This window comes from Inhella proteolytica (assembly GCF_016093275.1).
Taxonomy (GTDB): domain Bacteria; phylum Pseudomonadota; class Gammaproteobacteria; order Burkholderiales; family Burkholderiaceae_C; genus Inhella; species Inhella proteolytica.
Genome location: NZ_JAEDAK010000005.1, coordinates 1 through 17,110, shown reverse-complemented (window position 1 = coordinate 17,110; position 17,110 = coordinate 1). Strand labels below are relative to the sequence as shown.

Here is a 17,110-nt window from a genome sequence, read left to right as displayed (position 1 = left end):
GGTCACTCCTCGATCAGGAACTCGGCCAGCGCATCCAGCGCGTCGAGTGCGTTGTCACTCAGCACGGCCAGCTCCTTGGCCACGTCCTGCACCGCGGCCTCGCGGCGCAGCGCGCCGATCAGCACATAGCGCTCACCGACGCGGCCGAAGTCCGACAGCGGCACCGACGGGTTCAGGTCCAGCAGGGTCTCCAGCAGCTCGGTGCGGCGCTCGGGCCGCACCTGGGCTTCGTCCCAGAGGTAGCAGATGCAGAGGATCTGGTGCTCGGAGCCGGTGAGGAAGATCGGCAGCTCCTCGCGCCCTTCGATGCTGACCTGCAGCACCGTCACCGCGCCGGGAATCGGCTGCAGCTGCACAGCCAGGCCGCCAAGCTGCTCGCTCAGCAGCCCGTCCAGGCCCTTCAGCACATCCATCAAAGGGGTTGCCAGGCTCACCGTGTTCTCCAGACATAACATGTCGGCGCACGATAGCGGCTTGACATTTCATGTCAAGTCGTTCTTTGTGAGGAGCTGTATCAGCGGCAGCTGGCGTAGGGCGCGCGCTCGCCCGGCAGGCGGTCGCAGACCTTCAGCGGCGCCAGCTGTTGGAAGCGCGCGGCCCATTGCTCCATGGCCAGCACCGGTGCCTGCTCCAGCGCCGCCGCGCGCTCGGTCCACTGCAACGTGAAGTACAGCTCGGCGCGCTTGATGCTGACCACCAGCACCTGCTCGCCGCGGCGCTGCGCCCCTTCGCCCAGCGCACCGCAGCCCAGCACGGCGGCATGCAGGGGGTGGCCCTCGGGCAAGGCGGCGTCGGCCAGGGTGCGGGTGGCGAAGCTGCGCGGGCAAGCCTGCTGGTAGGCCGCCGCCAGGCCGCGCACCAGCGCCCCGGGCGAGGCCTCCAGGCCGTCGGGGCTGCCGCGGTGCACCAGCACGGTCAGCATCTGCGTCCAGTTGCCGCGGTCCTCACCCTCGGGCAGGGCCTCGCGCAGGTAGAGCCCGCCCTGCTGCTGCTCGCCCAGCAACACAAAGCCGGCGGGCTGCTGGAACACGAGCAGCTGGCCGTGCAGCGGGATGACGGTGCGGCTGCCGGGCTCCGCCCACGAGGGCGCGCTGCTGCCGGCGCAGGCCAGCAGAGCCAGCAAAGCCAGTGGGCGAAACCGAAGCGCCAGGGACATGGGGCGTTGCATGCAGTTGGGGGCGGGCTGCAGTGTGACGCGAACGGGTGACCCGCCCCAGGCCCCGCGCCGAGACGGGGCGCAGCGGCCCAATTCAAGGCAGCACGGCAGGCTTGTGGCACCGAAGCGGGGCCAAAACGCGGCCCGTGCACGCAGCCCGGCCTGGCACGCCGCTTGCGCTATCCGGATAGCCGGGGCGACGGGCCCCGGGCACACAAAGGAGTTCACACCATGAAGACCTTGACCCTGGCGCAGCCCCTGACCGTGGTGGCCCTGGTTCTGAATCTGGCCCACGCACCCGCCCAGGCGGCGGTGGCGGAAGGCACACCGCCGGCCACCGCCGCCGCCGTGCGCGCGCTGTGGGACGCCGAAGGCGAGTACGAGCTGCAGGACGGGCGTTCGCTCTCCCTGCATGTGCGCGGCCAGCGCGTCAGCGTGGCCGTCGGCTTCCAGCCCGAGGAGCGCTGGCAGCTCGTCAGCCCCGAGCTGATCGTCAGCCCCGATGGCCTGCAGCGCCTGCACCTGCACCGCAATGCGGCGGGCCGCGTGGAGCGGGTGAGCCTGGAGCAGCGGCGCGCGCGCTGAGCGGCGCGTCCTCTCGCCCTATCGCCTTCTCAGTCCGCGCGCGCCGGCAGGCGCTGCAGCAGCGTCTGGATCTCCTCGATCACCAGCCAGGGGTCCTGCTCGTCGAACAGGTGCGAGGCGTAGTGCATGCGGCGCTGGCGCGTGTCACTCGACTCCTGCGCGAGCCGGGCCTGCGCCACGTCCCAGCTGGCGTTGTAGGCGTCGACGTCGGCGTAGCTGAAGCGCGCCTGGCGCAGCTGGGTGTGCGGGATGCCGCGGCTCAGCACCGTGATCGGCAGCGGCAGCGGGCGGCGGCGCGCCTGCAGGCTCTGCACCGCCTCGGCGAAGTCTTCGTGCGCGTGCACGTCGCGCTCCCAGCGAATGATGTTCTGCATCAGCTGCCAGCCCGCCGGGCTGAGGGCCTGCTGCAGGCCCGACCACCAGGATTCATGCACGGCGTCCACGAACACGATGCCGCGCACCTGCTCGGGGTGGTCGAGCGCGAAGGAGCGCGCCACCAGGCCGCCGAAGGAATGGGCCACCAGCACCATGGGCCCCCAGTTCAGCGCCTGGGCCAGGCCGGCCAGTTCATCGCTCAGGGCCTGCAGCGGGCGCGCCGCCGGCAGGGGGCTGCTCTGGCCCACGCCGGCGCGGTCGTACAGGCACAGGCGCACGCCCTCGACGGGGAAGTGGCGGTAGGTGTTGCGGAAGGTGGCGCGCACGTCCAGGCCCATGCCGGCCACCAGCACCACGGTTTGCGGGCCGCTGCCGCGGCATTCCCAGGACAGTTCGTGCGCGCCGACGCGCTGGCGCGCCTCGGTGCGCGCCGGCTCGACGGCCTGGGCCAAGGGGGCGAGGGCGAGGGTGAGCAGCAGGCCGAAGGTCGGGTGGAGAAGCTTCATGGGTCAGGTCCTTGGGAAGGGGGGGCTCAGCCGTAGTGCAGTTCGGTCGCCTTGCCCCAGAACACCCGGTAGGCGAACACCGTGTAGCCCACGATGGCCGGCACGGTGATGGCGCAACCGATGCCGATGACGATCAGCGAATCGACATGGCTGGCGGCTTGCCAGAGCGTGAGTCGGTCCATCACCACATAGGGGTAGAGGCTGTAGGCCAGGCCCAGGCTGGCCAGCACGAAGAGCAGCACGCTGAGCGCGAAGGGCAGCCAGCACAGGCGGCCCAGCACGCGGTCGCTCTTCAGCACCGCGCGCTGCGCGCCCAGTGCCAGCAGGGTGCACAGCGGGATCGGCAGCAGGGCGATGAACTCGGGCAGCGCGAACCAGCGCTCGCGCACGGTGGCGCTGACGATGGGCGTGGCGATGGAGATCAGCCCGATGCCCAGCAGCACCGGCCACCAGGCCTGGCGCGCCCACAGGCGTGCGCGCTGCTGCAGCGGCCCTTCGGTCTTCATCAGCAGCCAGCTCGCGCCCAGCATCACGTAGGCGGCGGGCAGGGCCAGGCCGATGAGCAGCGCGAAGCCCTGCGCCGCCCCGCCTTCGGCAAAGCCGGTGATGTAGCGCCCGAGCATCCAACCCTGGGCCGCGGCGGCCAGGCCCGAGCCGGCGACGAAGGCGGCGTTCCACCAGCCCTTGTGGTGCGCCTCGGCCTTGCTGCGGAAGTCGAAGGCGACACCGCGCAACGTGAGGCCGATCAGCATGACGGCCACCGGCAGGTACAGCGCCGTGAGCACCAGGCCATGGGCCTTGGGGAAAGCGATCAGCAAGACCCCCACGCCCAGCACCAGCCAGGTCTCGTTGGCGTCCCAAAAGGGGCCGATGGAGGCCACCATCAGGTCCTTGTCGGCCTCGCTGCCGGCGCGCGGCAGCAGCAGGCCCACACCCAGGTCGTAGCCATCGAGCACCACATAGGCCAGCATGGCCAGGCCCATCAGGGCCAGGAAGACTGGCGGCAGCCAGTGCGCGGCGTTCATGCGTTCACTCCCAGCAGTTTTTCGACCGGCGTGCGCGCGAGGTGGCGCATCACCCGGAAGTAGGCATAGAGCAGGCCGGCATACATCAGCAGATAGGCCGTGAGGGTGAGGCCGATGTGGCTGCTGGGTGTGCTGGAGGCCAGGTCCGCGGTGCGCAGCAGGCCGTACACGAGGAAGGGCTGGCGGCCGATCTCGGTGACGTACCAGCCGGCCAGCGTGGCGAGCCAGCCGGAGACGGACATCCAAGCCAGGCCGTGCAGCAGCGCGCGCGGCAGCCCTTCCGGGCGCCAGCCGGCGCGGCGCAGCAGGAACACGCCGAGCCAGCTGCTCGCCAGCATCAGGAGGCCCGTGCCCACCATCAGGCGAAAGCCCCAGAACACCGGTGCCACCGGCGGGTGCGCGTTCGGGAACTCGTTCAGGCCTTTGATCTCGCCCTCGGCCTCATGCGTGAGGATCAGGCTGGCCAGCTTGGGCACGCCGATCTCGAAGCGGTTGCGGCGCTCGGCCTCATCGGGCCAGGCAAACAGCAGCATCGGCGCGCCACGCTCGGTTTCCCACACGCCCTCCATCGCGGCGATCTTGGCCGGCTGGTGCTTGAGCGTGTTCAGGCCGTGCAGATCGCCCACGAAGATCTGCAGCGGGATCAAGAGCGCACCCAGCGTCAGCCCGGTGCGCAGCACCTTGGCGGTGCTGGGGTTCGCGTGGCCGCGCAGCTGCTGCCAGGCCGAGACGCCGGCGAGCAGGAAGGCGCCGGTGAGCCCCGAGGCCAGCAGCATGTGCGTGAACCGGTACGGAAAGCTCGGGTTGAAGACCACCGCGGCCCAGCTCTCGACGAAGAACTCGCCGCCCTCAATGCGAAAGCCCGTGGGCGTCTGCATCCAGCTGTTCAGGCTCAGGATCCAGAAGGCCGAGAAGCTGGTGCCCAGGGCCACCAGCAGGGTGGCGAGCAGGTGCACGCGCTCCGATACGCGGCCATGGCCGAACAGCATCACGCCCAGGAAGCTGGCTTCGAGGAAAAAGGCCGTCAGCACCTCGTAGCCCAAGAGCGGCCCGGCGATGTTGCCGACCTTCTCCATGAAGCCCGGCCAGTTGGTGCCGAACTGGAAGCTCATGGTGATGCCGCTGACCACGCCGAGCGCGAAGCTGAGCGCGAAGACCTTGGTCCAGAGCCGGTAGGCGGCCAGCCAGGCGCTGTCTTGCGTGCGCAGCCAGCGCCAGCGGAAGAACAGCAGCACCCAGGCCAGGGCGATGGTCAGCGTGGGGAACAGGATGTGGAAGCTGATGTTGGCGGCGAACTGGGCGCGCGCCAGCAGGAGCGCGGTCGGATCAGGCATCACTGCGCTCCCGCACCTTGATGGCACCCGTCGCTTCGAGCAGCTTCTGCACCTTGGCGCCCATCTTCATCAGCTTGGCCAGGGTGTCGGGCTCCAGGCGCTGCACGTCGTCGAACCAAGTCGTCATCAGCTCGATCAGGTCGTGCATGCCGCGCATGCGCTCCTGCGCGATGCGGTCGGATTCGCTGGCGGGCTCTTCGAGCAGGGCGTTGCGCAGCATCGAGAGCGTGGGCTCGATCTCGCGCCGGCGGCGTTCCTCGGCCAGGGTGCGGAAGACCTCCCAGGCGTCGCTGGGGGCCTCGAAGTACTCGCGCCGGTCGCCCGGCAGGTGGCGCAGCTTCACCAGGCGCCAGGCCTGCAACTCTTTGAGGCCCATGCTGACGTTGCTGCGGCTGAACTCCAGCGCCGCGGCGATGTCGTCGGCATTCAGTGGCTCGGGGCTGACGAAGATCAGCGCATAGATCTGCCCCACCGTGCGGTTGATGCCCCAGCGGCTGCCCATCTCGCCGAAATGGCCCACGAAGGCACGTACCAAGGGAGTCATCACATTGCCCGTCACGAGTGTTTGATGGGCGTCAGCGTATCTGCAATTTTCAGGAATTACTGAAAATTCAACATTTACCCCCTGGCTCGCATGGGGCTTTGCCCGGTCATCCCAATCGGGCCCGCGGCGTTGCCGGCTTCCCAACCAGAACCGAACAGGGAGCCGTCATGCGCCACCCCACCCTGCTTGCGCTGCTGCTGCTGGCCAGCGCCTGCGCCCAGGCCCAGTACCAATGCCGGCAGCCCGATGGCGCCACGCGCTTCCAGCAAACGCCCTGTGCCTCCGGCGAGGCCGAGACGGCGCTGAAGCTGCCGGCCCGCAGCGCCGCGCCCCCGCCCGGCACCGAGGCCCGCCGGGCCCAGCTCGACGAGCTGGACCGCCGCGTGGCGGTGCGCAAAGCCATCGAGGCGGGCCAGCCCCTGGTCAGCATGAGCCTGGCCGAGCTGGACCTGGCGCTGGGCCGCGCCGAGGAGGTGCAGTCCGGTCAGCAGGTCGGGGGGCACTACGAGCACCGCTTCTACAGCCGCAACGGCCGCCAGTACGCCGTCACCACGCAGAACGGCGTGGTCACCGCGGTGCAAGAACGCGCCCTGCCGCCCACCGAACGCGCCAAGCCTTGCGCCAGCGCGCGCGAGATCCGCGACCTGGAAATCGAGATCAGCAAGATCGCCAACCGCGACAACGCGCGCCTGCAAGCCGATCTGCAGCGCCGCCTGGCGGAGGCGCGCGCCTGCCGCTGACTGAGAGAGACCGTCAGCCGCGCCGTGCGGCCTCGATGGCGGCGATGTCGATCTTGCCCATCGTCATCATGGCCTCGAAGCAGCGCTTGGCTACCGCGGGGTCGGGGTCGGCCAGGGCGTCCATCAGCGCGCGCGGCGTGATCTGCCAGGACAGGCCCCAGCGGTCCTGGCACCAGCCGCAGGCGCTGGGCGCACCGCCGTGGTCAATGATGGCGTGCCAGAGCCGGTCGGTCTCGGCCTGGTCGGCGGTGGAGACCTGGAACGAGAAGGCCATGCCATGCGGCACGCCCGGCCCGCCGTTCATGCCGATGCAGGGGATGCCCATCAACCTGAACTCGACCAGCAGCACGTCGCCGGCCTGGCCGGCCGGGTAGTCGCCCGGCGCGCGCAGGATGCGGCCCACGGCGCTGTCGGGAAAGGTCGCGGCATAGAAGCGCGCGGCCTCCTCAGCGTCGCCGTCGTACCAAAGGCAGATGGTGTTCTTGCTCGGCATCGCGGTCTCCTCGGCGGGGTGGGTGGGGGCTCAGCCCAGGCGGCGGTTGTAAGCCCAAAACACCTCGTCGCGCACCCAGCCGAGCGACTCGTAGAGCGACTGCGCGACCTGGTTGGTCTTGGCTGTCGTCAGGTCCATGCGGCGCTTGCCGTCCTGCACGGCGCGCGCCTCGGCCGCCAGCAGCAGGGCGCGGCCCACGCCGCCGCCGCGCGCCGCGGGGCCCACGAACAGGTCGTACAGCACATAGATGGGCGCCGCCTCCACCGAGCAGAAGCTGGGGTAGAGCTGGCAGAAGCCCAAGCCCTGCCCTTGCGCGTCCTCCGCCAGCAGGATCACCGACTCCTGGCGCTGCAGGCGCTCGGCGATGAAGCGCGTCGCCAGGGCCGCATCGGGCACCTGCTCGTAGAACTGGCGGTAGGCGTCGAACAGGGGGGCGATCTGGTCGAGGTCGGCCAGGGTGGCGGGGCGGATCTGAAAGGGGGTCACGGCGGATCGGCGAATCGGCGGGCGCGGAACGGGGGCGCATTGAACCGCAGGCTGTTGGCGTTCTCGCTCACGGCGCGGCCGTGCGCGGCAGGTCCTGACGGTGGCTTCAGGAACATTGCAGAACGAGCCAGGGGTTCTGGAAGTTGCCGGCAGCGGCCTCGTCGGCTCGAACCCAAAAGAAGAGCGTGCCGCAGTCTCCCCACATCACGCCGGAGTCGTCATCGGTGTCGAGCTGAAGAAGCAGGCGCCAGTCCTTTGCACCGTCTTCAAGAAGCTTGGCGCGTGGATCGGTGTAGCCCGTGCTGTCTCCGCAATACAAGCCATGGCTGACCAGCTGGCATTCCAGCTCCATGCAGTCGCCCTGCACAGGTGCTGGAAAACCCGCCACCTGATGTTTCGGCAAGCCCTGATAGGGCGAGTCCAGCTGGTCCCAGTACTGATGGTGCTCGTCCCGAGCGAGTTGGAGTGCCTCGACCTGCGGGCGCTCGGTCGAAGGGAAGACCGCGATCTTTCGAAACTGAACATTCATCCGCGGGAAGGTCTCGTCATCGCCGTCATCCGCCGAGGGTGCGAGCGCTTGCTGCAGATCAGCGACATGCAGCACTGCGCAACTGCCCTGGTCCTTGGGATCGAAACCCCAGGGCTGTTCCTCTACGTCGTAAAAGAAGAGCAGCGCCCCGGTAGACGGCAGCCAGTCGATCGGGTGCACGCGTTGAAGTTCAGGCAGGGAAAGGCGGGCCAGAAACCCGAGTTTCCGACCCTTCCACTCAGGCCAACTCAAGCTCGCAGGCAAGCGCGGCGATCCACCAAGATGGGACTTCGAAGGCTCGCCTGCGGCGACCAGATGGAGGGCCGGGATGGCCAATGAGTCAGTGAGTGCGTTGATGCTTCGCATGAGGTGACATGTTCACTTGAGCCTGCTGTCTTCACGTCCTTAGCCTGCCGCCAGACACCAGCCCGTTCGGCGGAGCAATGCGAAGCCGGCGAAGTTGGCCCTCTTCTCGGATGGCTGTGGTGATGGCAGGTCTCAATGGCTGCCGTGGGCGAGCCTCATTCAATCACTGCCTCGTTGCGGATGCTCATTGCCGGCCAGCCGATAACCCTGGCAGCCTGGCCCACGCGGTCGCCAGCAATCCGACGATCAGCAGCACCGAGTACTCGGCGCCATTGCGCCCGGCGCCGACGACGAACCAGCCGAAGGGCGCATGCACCATCGCGATGCCCACCGCATAGACCAGGGCGAACAGCAGGCACAGCGGCATCACCGCCCAGCGTCCCCAGGCCAGCAGCGGCGCGCCCAGCACTTCCAGCGCGGTGATGCCGATGGCCACGGCCGCGCCGAGCGGGATGCCCTGGCTGTCCAGCCAGGCACCGAAGGGCGCATAGCCGCCGCTCCAGGCCCGGTAGGCGCCGTGGATGAAGATCAGCAGGGCCAGGGTCAGGCGCAGAGCCGTCAGGGCCTGGGCTTCTCGAACGCGTTGCTCGGGCATGGCGCCTCCCGGATGAAGAAGGCGCGCAGGCTAGGGGCTGGCGGCCCCCCTGCCGTCCGTCATTGCGGGTTGACCCGGCCCAGCAGCGGCGCCAACAGCAGCAGGGCCAGCGCGCCGGCGTCGATCCAGAGCACACGCTGCAAAGCCGTGTTGGCGCCGCCCACGGCCAGGGTCAACAGGATGAAGCCGGCCATGCTCAGGCCGGCCATCAGCAGGGCCGGCCCCTGCCAGGCGGGGCGGAAGGCGGCCGCGCACAGGAAGGCACCGAGCAGCCCGAACAGCAACGCGCGATGGCGCAGCAGGATCTGCAGATTGGGCTCCTCGGCCGGCAGGCCGTAGAGGCGCTGCAGGGCCTCGGGGCCGAGCAGGCCGGCCAGGGGCAGCAGGTGGATCAGGCCGGCGAGCAGCAGGGCGGCGGGGACGAGGTGACGCATGGCGCGCATGCTCGCGGCCGGGCCGCGGCGCGGCAATGACCTGACGGGTCATGAAGGCCGACTTCAGGCTGGTACTTGACCCGGTGGTGGATGCGCGCACGCGCGCTGCACACTGGGCCGATGAACCATTCCCTGCTTTCGCGTCGGCAATGGCTGGCGTTGGCCGCCGTGCCCCCGCTGAGCGCAGCGGCCGCCGCCGCGGAGCCCAGACTGGCCCTGGTCCTCAGCCTGCAGGCCTATGCGCAGGAACTTGGGCCCCTGGAGGCCACGCATCGGGACGCCGAGCTGGTGGGGCAGGCCCTGCAGGAGCTGAACTTCAAGGTGCTTGCGCACCAGGATCTCTCGCTGCGGCAGCTGGAGGCGGTGACGGCATCCTGGCTCGATGCGCTGAAGGCCGCCGGCCCGGCGGCCGTCGGCTTCCTCTACTTTTCGGGCCACTGCTGGGCCGATGCGCGCGCCAAAAGAAACTACCTGGTGGCCAACGAGACGCTGCCGCAGGCGCGCGAGATCCTGCGCAAGGAGGGCCTCGGTCCGGCCCATCTGCACAGCATCCAGGCCGCCCTGCCGCGCGTCGGCCTGCCGCTGCGCCGGGTCACCCATGCCTTGAACGCCCTGCGCAACCAGGCGAACTTCGTCGTCATCGACTCGCATCTGGACGCGCCCGAGCCGGAGCTGCTCGCCGGCCCCGCAGGCACACGGGAGATCGCAACCAATGCCATGCTGGTGGCGCGCGGGCGCCCGGGTGTGCCGGCCCATGACGACAACGCCTTTTCCAGCGCCCTCGCGGATGCCCTGCGCAGCCCGGGGCTGGAGGCCCAGGCCGTCTTCAAGCAGGTGCAGATGCGCGTGGCCGAAAGCACCAAGGGGCGCCAGCTGCCCTGGATCGAGGATCGCCTGGTGCGTCCGTACGCGTTCCGGCCCGGGCGCGCCGAGCCGGCGGTGGGCAGCACCGGGCGGCGCGTGGCCCTGGTGATCGGCAATGCGCACTACCGCCATGCGGGCCTGCTGTTCAACCCCGGGAACGATGCCCGGGCCATTGCCAAGGCGCTGCGCGGCATGGGGTTTGCCGCTGTGCATGAGCACATGAACCTGGAGCGTCAGGCATTTCGGACCGCGCTAAGCCAGTTCCAGGCCCAGGCCAGTGAGGCCGAGCTGGCCTTGATCTATTACGCCGGGCATGGGCTGGAGAGTGCGGGGCGGAACTTTCTCGTCCCCATCGATGCCCAGGTGCTCAGCGACGAGCAGCTGGAGGAAGAGACCATCCCCGTCGCGCAGGTGCTGGACCATCTGGCGGGCGTCAAGCAGGCACGCATCCTGATCCTGGACGCCTGCCGGGAGAACCCGTTTCCGGGCGCTCAAGGCAGCCGGTCTTCCGCAGGGCTGGCCGAGATGGAGGCACGCCCGGGCACCCTGATCGCGCTGGCGGCCGACCCCGGCCAACCCAGCTACGACGGTGAGGGCGAGCACAGCCCCTATGCCGAAGCGCTGCTGAAGCACCTGGGTGAACGGCAGCTCGATGCACGCCTGATGTTCGGGCGCGTGTACGAAAGCCTCAACGCGCGCATGCAGGGCAGGCAGGAGGCCTGGATCCAGGCCAAGCTCAGTGGCCGGCCGGTCTACCTGAACCCGTGAACGGCTGAACCCACGCGCGCACGGGGCAGCCGGCCCAGCCGGCATCATGCGCACCATGCCCATCGAACTGCCCAAAGAACTGCGCGACCAGGCGGTGCGCTCGATCGAGCGCTACTTCCAGGAGGAGCGCGAGGAACGCATCGGCAATCTGGCCGCGGCGTCGCTGCTGAACTTCTTTCTGCAGGAGATTGGCCCGACGGTCTACAACCGCGCGGTGGCCGATGTGCAGGAGCGCCTGCAGGCCCGCGTGGCGGAGCTGGACCTGGAGGTGCATGAGGAGGAGTTCGGGTACTGGCGCCAGGCGGGGGTGGCGCGGTCGCCGCGGCGGTAAGCGGCCGGCTGTTGGCTGTTGGCTGTTGGCTGTTGAGGCTGCTGCCCCTATGCGCTGCCGAGAAGCGCAGCTTGGCTGGGCCGCGTGCACCAGCACGCGTTCCCATCTGACTCGGCCCAACTGTCTGAGCGGAGTGAGCGAAGCGAACGCAGCGAGTTTTGGGCCGGCCCAGCCAAGCGAGCATCGCAGGGGACCCCGGCCATCGGCCGGGGCTGCGCATCGGGGTCGCCTTTCTCTTGGTTCCTTTTCTTTGGCGAAGCAAAGAAAAGGAACTCGGGTGCAGGGGTGAAGCCCCTGCGGGCTGCAACGAGTCGCGCCCCTTCTCAAACAGGCAGATCAGCCCACCCACTCCGCATAAACGCAGTACGGCCCGTCCTCGCCCACCTCCCGCTCGCGCAACCGCAACCCCGCCCGCTCCAGCAAGGCGATGCAAGCCACGTTCCCCAGATCCACGCTCGCCCGCACCCGCCAGCCCAACCCCTGCGCCTGCTGCCGCAAGGCCTGCACCACCGCCAGGCCCAGGCCCTGGCGCCAATGCTCGGTCGCGATCAGCACACCGAGCTCGCATTCGCCCTGCGCGTCCGGCGCCAGCAGCCAGGCGTGGCCGGCGTAGCGGTCGGCGCGTTCCACCGCCCAGGCTTGCAGGCGCGCGCCGCGCAAGGCGGCGAAGCGCTCGCGCGCCTGCGCCTCGCTCAGCGGGCCGCCCACAAAGCGGCGCACCACCGGGTCGGCATTCAAGGCCGCGAAGGCCTCGAAGTCGACCTCGCGGTACGGCCGCAGAAAGCACTGGCTGAGCGGGGCAGGCTCCGCCCCACGCCAGCGCCAGGCGCTGCGGCCCAGTTCGGACAGGCGCGCGATCACAGCACTGCCACGCCCTCACACAGGCGCAGCGCGGTGCTGCGCACCGCGGCGGCGCTGGGCACGAAGGCGGCTTCCAGGCTGTGGGCGGCGGGCGTGGGCACATCCGGGCTGGTGATGCGGCGGGCCGGGGCGCGCAGGTGCTCGAAGCCCTCTTCGGCCACGCGGGCGATGACCTCGGCGCCAATGCCGCACATCGGCCCGGCCTCGTGCACCACCACCAGGCGGCCGGTCTTGCGCACCGAGTTCAGCACCGTGCGGCTGTCCAGGGGCTTGAGGCTGCGCAGGTCGATCACCTCGGCGCTCACGCCATCGGCCTCCAACTGCTTGGCGGCGTCCAGGCAGGTGGCCACGGTCTTGCCGTAGCTCACCAGCGTGATGTCGCGGCCCACGCGCAGGGTGCTGGCGCGGCCCAACGGCACCAGGGTCTGCTCGGGTTCGGCGGGCACGGCGCCGGGCACGTAGCCGAGCGGCATGTCCAGGAACATCAGCACCGGGTTGTCGTCGCGGATGGCGGCCTTGAGCAGGCCCTTGGCGTCGGCAGGGTTGGAGGGGAAAGCGATCTTCAGGCCCGGCACATGGGCAAACCAGGCCTCCAGGTTATGGCTGTGCTGGGCGCCCACACCCCAGCCCGCACCGGTCTGCGCCAGCACCACGAGCGGGAAGTTGAACTGCCCGCCGGAGAGGTAGCGCAGCTTGCCGGCGCTGTTGACGAGCGCGTCCATCGCGTAGGTCAGGAAGGGCGCGTAGAGCAGGTCGATGACGGGGCGCAGGCCGCTGGCGGCAGCACCCACCGCCGTGCCGGCAATGATGGCCTCGGCCAGCGGGGTGTTGCGGACGCGCTCGGGGCCGAAGGCCTGCAGCAGGTCGGGGCGGGTGGTGGCCACGCCCTCGCCGAACATCAGCACGCGGCTGTCACGCGCCATCTCTTCGTGCAGGGCCTGGGTGATGGCCTCGTTCTGGGTCAGGGTCAGAAGTTGGGACATGGAAGGCTCCTCAGGCGTAGACATCGGTGAGCAAGGCGCCGGGGGCGGGCGCGGGGGCGGCGCTGGCTTCCTCGTGCGCCAGGCGGATCTGTTCGGTGGCCAGCTGGCGCAGCATCTGCAGGCCCTCGGCGTCCAGGTCGCCGCGCATCTGCAACGCGTCGGCCAGCTGGGTGATCGGGTCCAGCGCCTGCCAGTGGGCGCGCTCGGCGGGGTCGATGTGGGCGCCGTTGTCGCCCGAGTAGTGGCCGCGCTGGCGGTAGGTCCAGGTCTCCAGCAGATAGGGCTGGCCGGTGGCCTCGATGTAGGCGCGTGCGGCCTCGGCGGCGGCGCGCACGGCACGCACGTCATTGCCGTCCACCGTCTGGTGGGCGATGCCGTAGCGCTCGGCCCAGGGGGCGATGTGCTCGCCCACCATGGTCTCGCGGCGCGGCACGAAGGCCTGCCACTGGTTGTTCTCGCACACATAGAGCAGCGGCAGCTGCCAGACGGCGGCGAGGTTCAGCGATTCATGAAAGATGCCCTCGGTGGCCGCACCGTCGCCGAACAGGCAGGCCACGACGCCGGGGCGGCGCGCCATCTTGCGTGCCAGCGCCACGCCGGTGGCCATGCTGAGCTGGCCGCCCACGATGGTGGACGTGAGCACCACGCCGAGCTCCTTGGCGGAGATGTGCAGCGAGCCGCTCTTGCCCCCGCAGTAGCCGGTGGCCTTGCCATACAGCTCGCCGAGCAGGCGCGCCGGGTCGGCGCCGCGCGCCAGCAGGTGGCCGGCGCTGCGGTGGGCGGTGAGGATTTCATCGTCGGGCTGCAGCGCCGCCATCAGGCCCACGGCCGAGGCTTCCTGGCCCTGCGAGGAGCAGACCATGGGCGCGGGGCCGCGCGCGGCCAGCTCGGCCAGGTGCTCCTCGTAGGCGCGGATGAGCAGCATGCGGGCCAGCAGGTCGAGGTCGCTCTGAGGGTCGCTGGGGGAATCGAAGTGCGTGTCGGCTTTCATTCAGGGGCTCCTTAGATGCCGCGGCGCAGGGCCGGCAGTCGGGGTTTGGAGGGGTGCGAGACCACGGTGGGGCCAGGCTGCTGCAGGGCGTGCATGCGTTCGTCCCAGCGGCCCAGCGCGGCATGCACCTGCTGGGTCAGGCGCTGGCCATCGGTATGGCCCTGGCGCTCGGCCGCCTGGCTGAGCTGGGCCACGCTGTGCAGGCGCAGGTAGAGCTTCCAGTCGGCCAGGGGTACGTCGGCCAGCAGGCGCGAAAGGCCGGCCAGGCTGGCCGGCTGGGCCAGGTGCAGAGAAGCATCGGCCGGCACGCGCGCGGCGGCCAGGAAGACCGGCCAGTTGAAGCCGGCGGGCAGCTCTGAGCGGCTGGCCAGCGGCTTGCCGCCGTCCTGCTGCACCCAGCGTGCGGCCAGGCGGCGTTCCAGGCTGAGCAGGCGGTTGGCGGCGTCCAGCGGGTCGGGCTCGCCGGCCTGCAGGGCCAGGCGCTGCAGGCCCAGGCGGTAGCTGCCCAGGTTGGCCTCGCTGTAGCGCAGCGCATCGCCCAGGCCCAGGCCCCCGCGCTGCAGCTCCAGCCGCGGTGCACCACCATGGCCGTCCACCAGCACCAGGCGCACCGGGGTGTCCAGCAGGCCCTGGGCGCTGCCCAGCCAGGCGGCCAGGTGTTCATGGGTCTGGATGGCCTGGATGCCGTGGAACCACAGCGGCCAGGGGGCGGGGGCCGCGGGGGCGGAGAGGCTGGCGAGGGCCGGTGCGCCGGCCGCCGGCAGCGGCAGGCAGGCACCGACCACCTGGAGCAGCCAGGACACGAGCAAGGGACGCAGACGAAGCGACGACATGGAGAACCTTTCAGGCACTGACCGGTGTGACATGGGCCGGCAGGGGAACGACCGCAGGCGCGCCGACGGCGGCGCACAACTTGGACCAGCCGTGGGCATCGAGATGCGGCTGCACGTGCTCCAGCACCACCTGGCGCACCGGCGGGGGCATGCCGCCGAGCAGGCCGGCACGCTCGGCCGGGCTCAGCGCCGGCACCATCCAGCGCAGCGTGCGCAGCATCTCGTCGGCCGGGATGGAGGCCAGCAGGCGCTGGTGCAGGGCTTCGAGCTCGGCGTCGCTGTACAGCTCCCAGAGCAGGGCGTTGTGGCGGGTTTCCTCTTCCAGCATGTGCTCGAAGTTCTCGGCCACGAAGCGGCTCAGGCGGCGGTACAGATGCAGGGCGGCGGCGGCGCTGGGTTGCTGGGCCAGGGCCTGGCCTTCCGCCTGCAGGCCGGCAATGGCGTCCACATGCCCCTCGTGCTCGGCGCCGATGCGGGCGCTGGCGCCGGGGCGGCGCGCCTCCAGCGCGGTGTGCACGAACTCGTTCTCGTGGCGCAGATGGCTTTCGCACTCCTGCAGCAGCTCCTGCAGTTGGGCCAGCACCTGGCTGCGCTCGGCGGCGCAGTCCACGTCCAGGCGGCCCAGGCGCGTCAGCGTGTCGGCCATGAACAGGCGCAGGGCCTTGTGGATGGGGGCGTACAGGTCGAGGCGTTGGGCGGTGGTCATGGCGGCGTCGGGTTGTGGGTTTGGAATGGACGCCAGTGTTCCCAGTCATCCGCCCGCGCACATCGCCCGTATGGGCCAGTGGGCCGCCCGCCAGCGGGCCATTGGAGGTCGCCCGCATTGGCCCGTTCGGCCCATGACAAATTGATACGCGGGCGCGAGACTGCCGGCCCATCGAACAAAGGAGAGCCCCCATGCGTCCCTGGATCCGCCGCCTCACCCTCGGGGCCCTGGCCACCGCCGCCCTGCTGGCCACGGCCGGCGCCGGCGCCGTCTGGATGGGCCATCGCAAGATGGACCGCCAGATCAGCACCCCCAGCAGCGCCCCCTGGGCCGTGCCCAGCAGCGCCGAAGCCCTGGCGCGCGGCGCCTACCTGTACGCCTCGCGCGGCTGTGCCGACTGCCATGGCAAGGACGGCGGCGGCAAGGTCTTCATCCAGGACGGCGACAGCCTGCTGGTGAAGGCGCCCAACATCAGCCCCGGCACCGGCTCGGTGGCGGCGCGCTACACGCCGCAGGACTGGACCCGCCTGCTGCGCCACGGCGTCAAGCCCAACGGCCGCCCCGCCTTCATCATGCCCAGCGAGGACTACGCCCGCTGGACGCAGGAAGACCTGGCCGCCCTGGTGGCCCATGTGCGCCAGCTGCCGCCCGTGGCCGGCGAGGGCCTGGTGGCGAAGCTGCCGCCGCCGATGGTGGGCGCCTACGGGGTGGGCCTGATCCAGGACGCAGCCGAGAAGATCGCCGCCCGCCCCGCGCCACCCTCGCAGCCCGTGCCGGCCAGCGTGAGCGTGGAGCACGGTGCCTACGTGGCGCAGATGTGCGCGGGCTGCCATGGCCCCGAACTGAAGGGCGGTCGCATTCCCGGTGGCCCACCGGACTGGCCCGCCGCCGCCGCGCTCTCGGGCCCCCAGAGCGTGATCAGCCGCTACCCCGACGCCGCCAGCTTCCAGCAGATGCTGAAGAGCGGCCGCCGGCCCGATGGCAGCGCCATCCAGGTGATGCCGTTCGAGTCGCTGCGCGAACTCAACGACGTGGACGCGCAGGCGCTGCATCTGTACCTGAAGCAGCTCTGAGCGCTTAAGGGGAAAGCCAAGGGCCTTGGCGTTGAAGCGTGCTTGGAGGCGCTTGTGAGAGCCCGCAGGGGTCTTCAACCCCTGCACCCCGACCCGCCTTTCTTTGCTGCGCTGTTCGGAGTCAGGACATGGGTAACAGGTGTGCCGGGACATGGGTAACACCTTGAACTCAAGTGTCGGGCGCGAAATTGCGCAGGTCGATCTGCATGAACCTCTGGTGGCAGAAGTACACGTCATGCACGCCATCGGTGTCGACGCACGCTCGCAGCCCGATGGAAAGGCGGTGCAGTGCTTTGGAGGTTCGGATGCGCCGTCCCTTGAAATGGATGAAGCCATTCCAGCCCACCTTCACCACTTCATCGGTGCTGGGGTACTCGAAGGGGGCAGGGGTTTCGCGGTAGGGCAGTGGGCTGGGCTGGTAGCTGCCCACGGGTGGCCTCATGGCCAGCGCCTCATGTGGCCGCTCGCAGTTGTAGATGGCACGCCAGGTATCGAAGGCCCGCTGTGCAGCGGCCACATCTCCGAAGTTGCG

General features: G+C 70.1%; 22 protein-coding genes. 5 read left to right on the top strand and 17 right to left on the bottom strand.

Going from position 1 to position 17,110, the window contains the following annotated elements; translation table 11 throughout:
• Window positions 1-2: 2 nt before the first annotated feature.
• Both I7X39_RS08510 and I7X39_RS08505 read right to left on the bottom strand, forming a co-directional pair.
• Window positions 3-434: a DUF2170 family protein gene (locus I7X39_RS08510; protein WP_310739899.1), complete on the bottom strand. Its 432-nt coding sequence runs from the start codon at window positions 432-434 to the stop codon at window positions 3-5.
• Window positions 435-514: 80 nt separating this feature from the next.
• Complete coding sequence (locus I7X39_RS08505) at window positions 515-1,156, bottom strand: hypothetical protein (protein WP_198110618.1); 642 nt, start codon at window positions 1,154-1,156, stop codon at window positions 515-517.
• Window positions 1,157-1,387: 231 nt separating this feature from the next.
• On the opposite strand from I7X39_RS08505, the gene I7X39_RS08500 reads away from it, so the two are divergent.
• Window positions 1,388-1,741: a hypothetical protein gene (locus I7X39_RS08500; protein ID WP_198110616.1), complete on the top strand. Its 354-nt coding sequence runs from the start codon at window positions 1,388-1,390 to the stop codon at window positions 1,739-1,741.
• A 29-nt stretch (window positions 1,742-1,770) separates the two neighbouring features.
• Here I7X39_RS08500 and I7X39_RS08495 read toward each other — a convergent pair whose 3' ends face one another.
• Genes I7X39_RS08495 through I7X39_RS08480 form a run of 4 tightly spaced genes read right to left on the bottom strand, consistent with a single transcriptional unit; the run spans window position 1,771 to window position 5,525 of the window.
• On the bottom strand, window positions 1,771-2,622 hold the full coding sequence (locus I7X39_RS08495; protein WP_198110614.1) for an alpha/beta fold hydrolase: 852 nt from the start codon (window positions 2,620-2,622) through the stop codon (window positions 1,771-1,773).
• Window positions 2,623-2,648: 26 nt separating this feature from the next.
• Window positions 2,649-3,647, bottom strand: coding sequence for a cytochrome d ubiquinol oxidase subunit II (locus I7X39_RS08490; RefSeq protein ID WP_198110612.1), 999 nt, complete (start codon window positions 3,645-3,647; stop codon window positions 2,649-2,651).
• A complete protein-coding gene (locus I7X39_RS08485; RefSeq protein ID WP_198110610.1) occupies window positions 3,644-4,981 on the bottom strand; it encodes a cytochrome ubiquinol oxidase subunit I in 1,338 nt (445 codons plus the stop codon). Before I7X39_RS08485 ends, I7X39_RS08490 begins: the two co-directional genes overlap by 4 nt.
• A complete protein-coding gene (locus I7X39_RS08480) occupies window positions 4,974-5,525 on the bottom strand; it encodes a GbsR/MarR family transcriptional regulator (RefSeq protein WP_198110608.1) in 552 nt (183 codons plus the stop codon). Before I7X39_RS08480 ends, I7X39_RS08485 begins: the two co-directional genes overlap by 8 nt.
• A gap of 167 nt (window positions 5,526-5,692) precedes the next feature.
• Here I7X39_RS08480 and I7X39_RS08475 point away from each other — a divergent pair, with 167 nt between their 5' ends.
• On the top strand, window positions 5,693-6,265 hold the full coding sequence (locus I7X39_RS08475) for a DUF4124 domain-containing protein (RefSeq protein WP_198110606.1): 573 nt from the start codon (window positions 5,693-5,695) through the stop codon (window positions 6,263-6,265).
• Between the two features lie 13 nt (window positions 6,266-6,278).
• Here the strand turns inward: I7X39_RS08475 and I7X39_RS08470 are convergent, their stop codons facing one another.
• The 5 genes from I7X39_RS08470 to I7X39_RS08450 form a co-directional block, all read right to left on the bottom strand.
• Window positions 6,279-6,758 carry a VOC family protein gene (locus I7X39_RS08470; protein ID WP_198110604.1) on the bottom strand — a complete coding sequence of 160 codons (480 nt, stop codon included), beginning with the start codon at window positions 6,756-6,758 and terminating at the stop codon, window positions 6,279-6,281.
• 30 nt (window positions 6,759-6,788) lie between these two features.
• Window positions 6,789-7,244, bottom strand: a complete 456-nt coding sequence (locus tag I7X39_RS08465; RefSeq protein ID WP_198110602.1) for a GNAT family N-acetyltransferase — start codon at window positions 7,242-7,244, stop codon at window positions 6,789-6,791.
• Window positions 7,245-7,350: 106 nt separating this feature from the next.
• The gene (locus I7X39_RS08460) at window positions 7,351-8,139 is read right to left on the bottom strand and encodes a YwqG family protein (protein ID WP_198110600.1); all 789 of its coding nucleotides are present in this window, start codon (window positions 8,137-8,139) and stop codon (window positions 7,351-7,353) included.
• 184 nt (window positions 8,140-8,323) lie between these two features.
• Window positions 8,324-8,734, bottom strand: a complete 411-nt coding sequence (locus tag I7X39_RS08455) for a DoxX family protein (protein WP_198110598.1) — start codon at window positions 8,732-8,734, stop codon at window positions 8,324-8,326.
• Between the two features lie 59 nt (window positions 8,735-8,793).
• Window positions 8,794-9,168, bottom strand: a complete 375-nt coding sequence (locus I7X39_RS08450; protein ID WP_198110596.1) for a phosphopantetheine adenylyltransferase — start codon at window positions 9,166-9,168, stop codon at window positions 8,794-8,796.
• Between the two features lie 120 nt (window positions 9,169-9,288).
• On the opposite strand from I7X39_RS08450, the gene I7X39_RS08445 reads away from it, so the two are divergent.
• Together I7X39_RS08445 and I7X39_RS08440 are read left to right on the top strand one after the other, a co-directional pair.
• Window positions 9,289-10,800, top strand: coding sequence for a caspase family protein (locus I7X39_RS08445; RefSeq protein ID WP_198110594.1), 1,512 nt, complete (start codon window positions 9,289-9,291; stop codon window positions 10,798-10,800).
• A gap of 55 nt (window positions 10,801-10,855) precedes the next feature.
• Window positions 10,856-11,131 (top strand): DUF2164 domain-containing protein, encoded by a 276-nt coding sequence (locus I7X39_RS08440; RefSeq protein WP_198110592.1) that lies wholly within the window; start codon window positions 10,856-10,858, stop codon window positions 11,129-11,131.
• A 336-nt stretch (window positions 11,132-11,467) separates the two neighbouring features.
• On the opposite strand, the gene I7X39_RS08435 is transcribed toward I7X39_RS08440, so the two are convergent.
• Genes I7X39_RS08435 through I7X39_RS08415 form a run of 5 tightly spaced genes read right to left on the bottom strand, consistent with a single transcriptional unit; the run spans window position 11,468 to window position 15,505 of the window.
• Window positions 11,468-11,992, bottom strand: a complete 525-nt coding sequence (locus I7X39_RS08435) for a GNAT family N-acetyltransferase (protein ID WP_198110590.1) — start codon at window positions 11,990-11,992, stop codon at window positions 11,468-11,470.
• Window positions 11,989-12,975 (bottom strand): alpha-ketoacid dehydrogenase subunit beta, encoded by a 987-nt coding sequence (locus I7X39_RS08430; RefSeq protein WP_198110588.1) that lies wholly within the window; start codon window positions 12,973-12,975, stop codon window positions 11,989-11,991. The genes I7X39_RS08435 and I7X39_RS08430 overlap by 4 nt, the downstream gene beginning before the upstream one ends.
• A 10-nt stretch (window positions 12,976-12,985) precedes the next feature.
• Window positions 12,986-13,966: a thiamine pyrophosphate-dependent dehydrogenase E1 component subunit alpha gene (locus tag I7X39_RS08425; RefSeq protein ID WP_198110586.1), complete on the bottom strand. Its 981-nt coding sequence runs from the start codon at window positions 13,964-13,966 to the stop codon at window positions 12,986-12,988.
• A gap of 11 nt (window positions 13,967-13,977) precedes the next feature.
• On the bottom strand, window positions 13,978-14,799 hold the full coding sequence (locus I7X39_RS08420) for a M13 family metallopeptidase (RefSeq protein WP_198110584.1): 822 nt from the start codon (window positions 14,797-14,799) through the stop codon (window positions 13,978-13,980).
• Between the two features lie 10 nt (window positions 14,800-14,809).
• Window positions 14,810-15,505 carry a hemerythrin domain-containing protein gene (locus I7X39_RS08415; protein WP_198110582.1) on the bottom strand — a complete coding sequence of 232 codons (696 nt, stop codon included), beginning with the start codon at window positions 15,503-15,505 and terminating at the stop codon, window positions 14,810-14,812.
• A 191-nt stretch (window positions 15,506-15,696) separates the two neighbouring features.
• On the opposite strand from I7X39_RS08415, the gene I7X39_RS08410 reads away from it, so the two are divergent.
• Complete coding sequence (locus tag I7X39_RS08410; protein ID WP_198110573.1) at window positions 15,697-16,578, top strand: c-type cytochrome; 882 nt, start codon at window positions 15,697-15,699, stop codon at window positions 16,576-16,578.
• Between the two features lie 169 nt (window positions 16,579-16,747).
• Here the strand turns inward: I7X39_RS08410 and I7X39_RS08405 are convergent.
• On the bottom strand, window positions 16,748-17,110 hold a 363-nt coding region (locus I7X39_RS08405; protein WP_198110571.1), incomplete at its 5' end, for an integrase core domain-containing protein.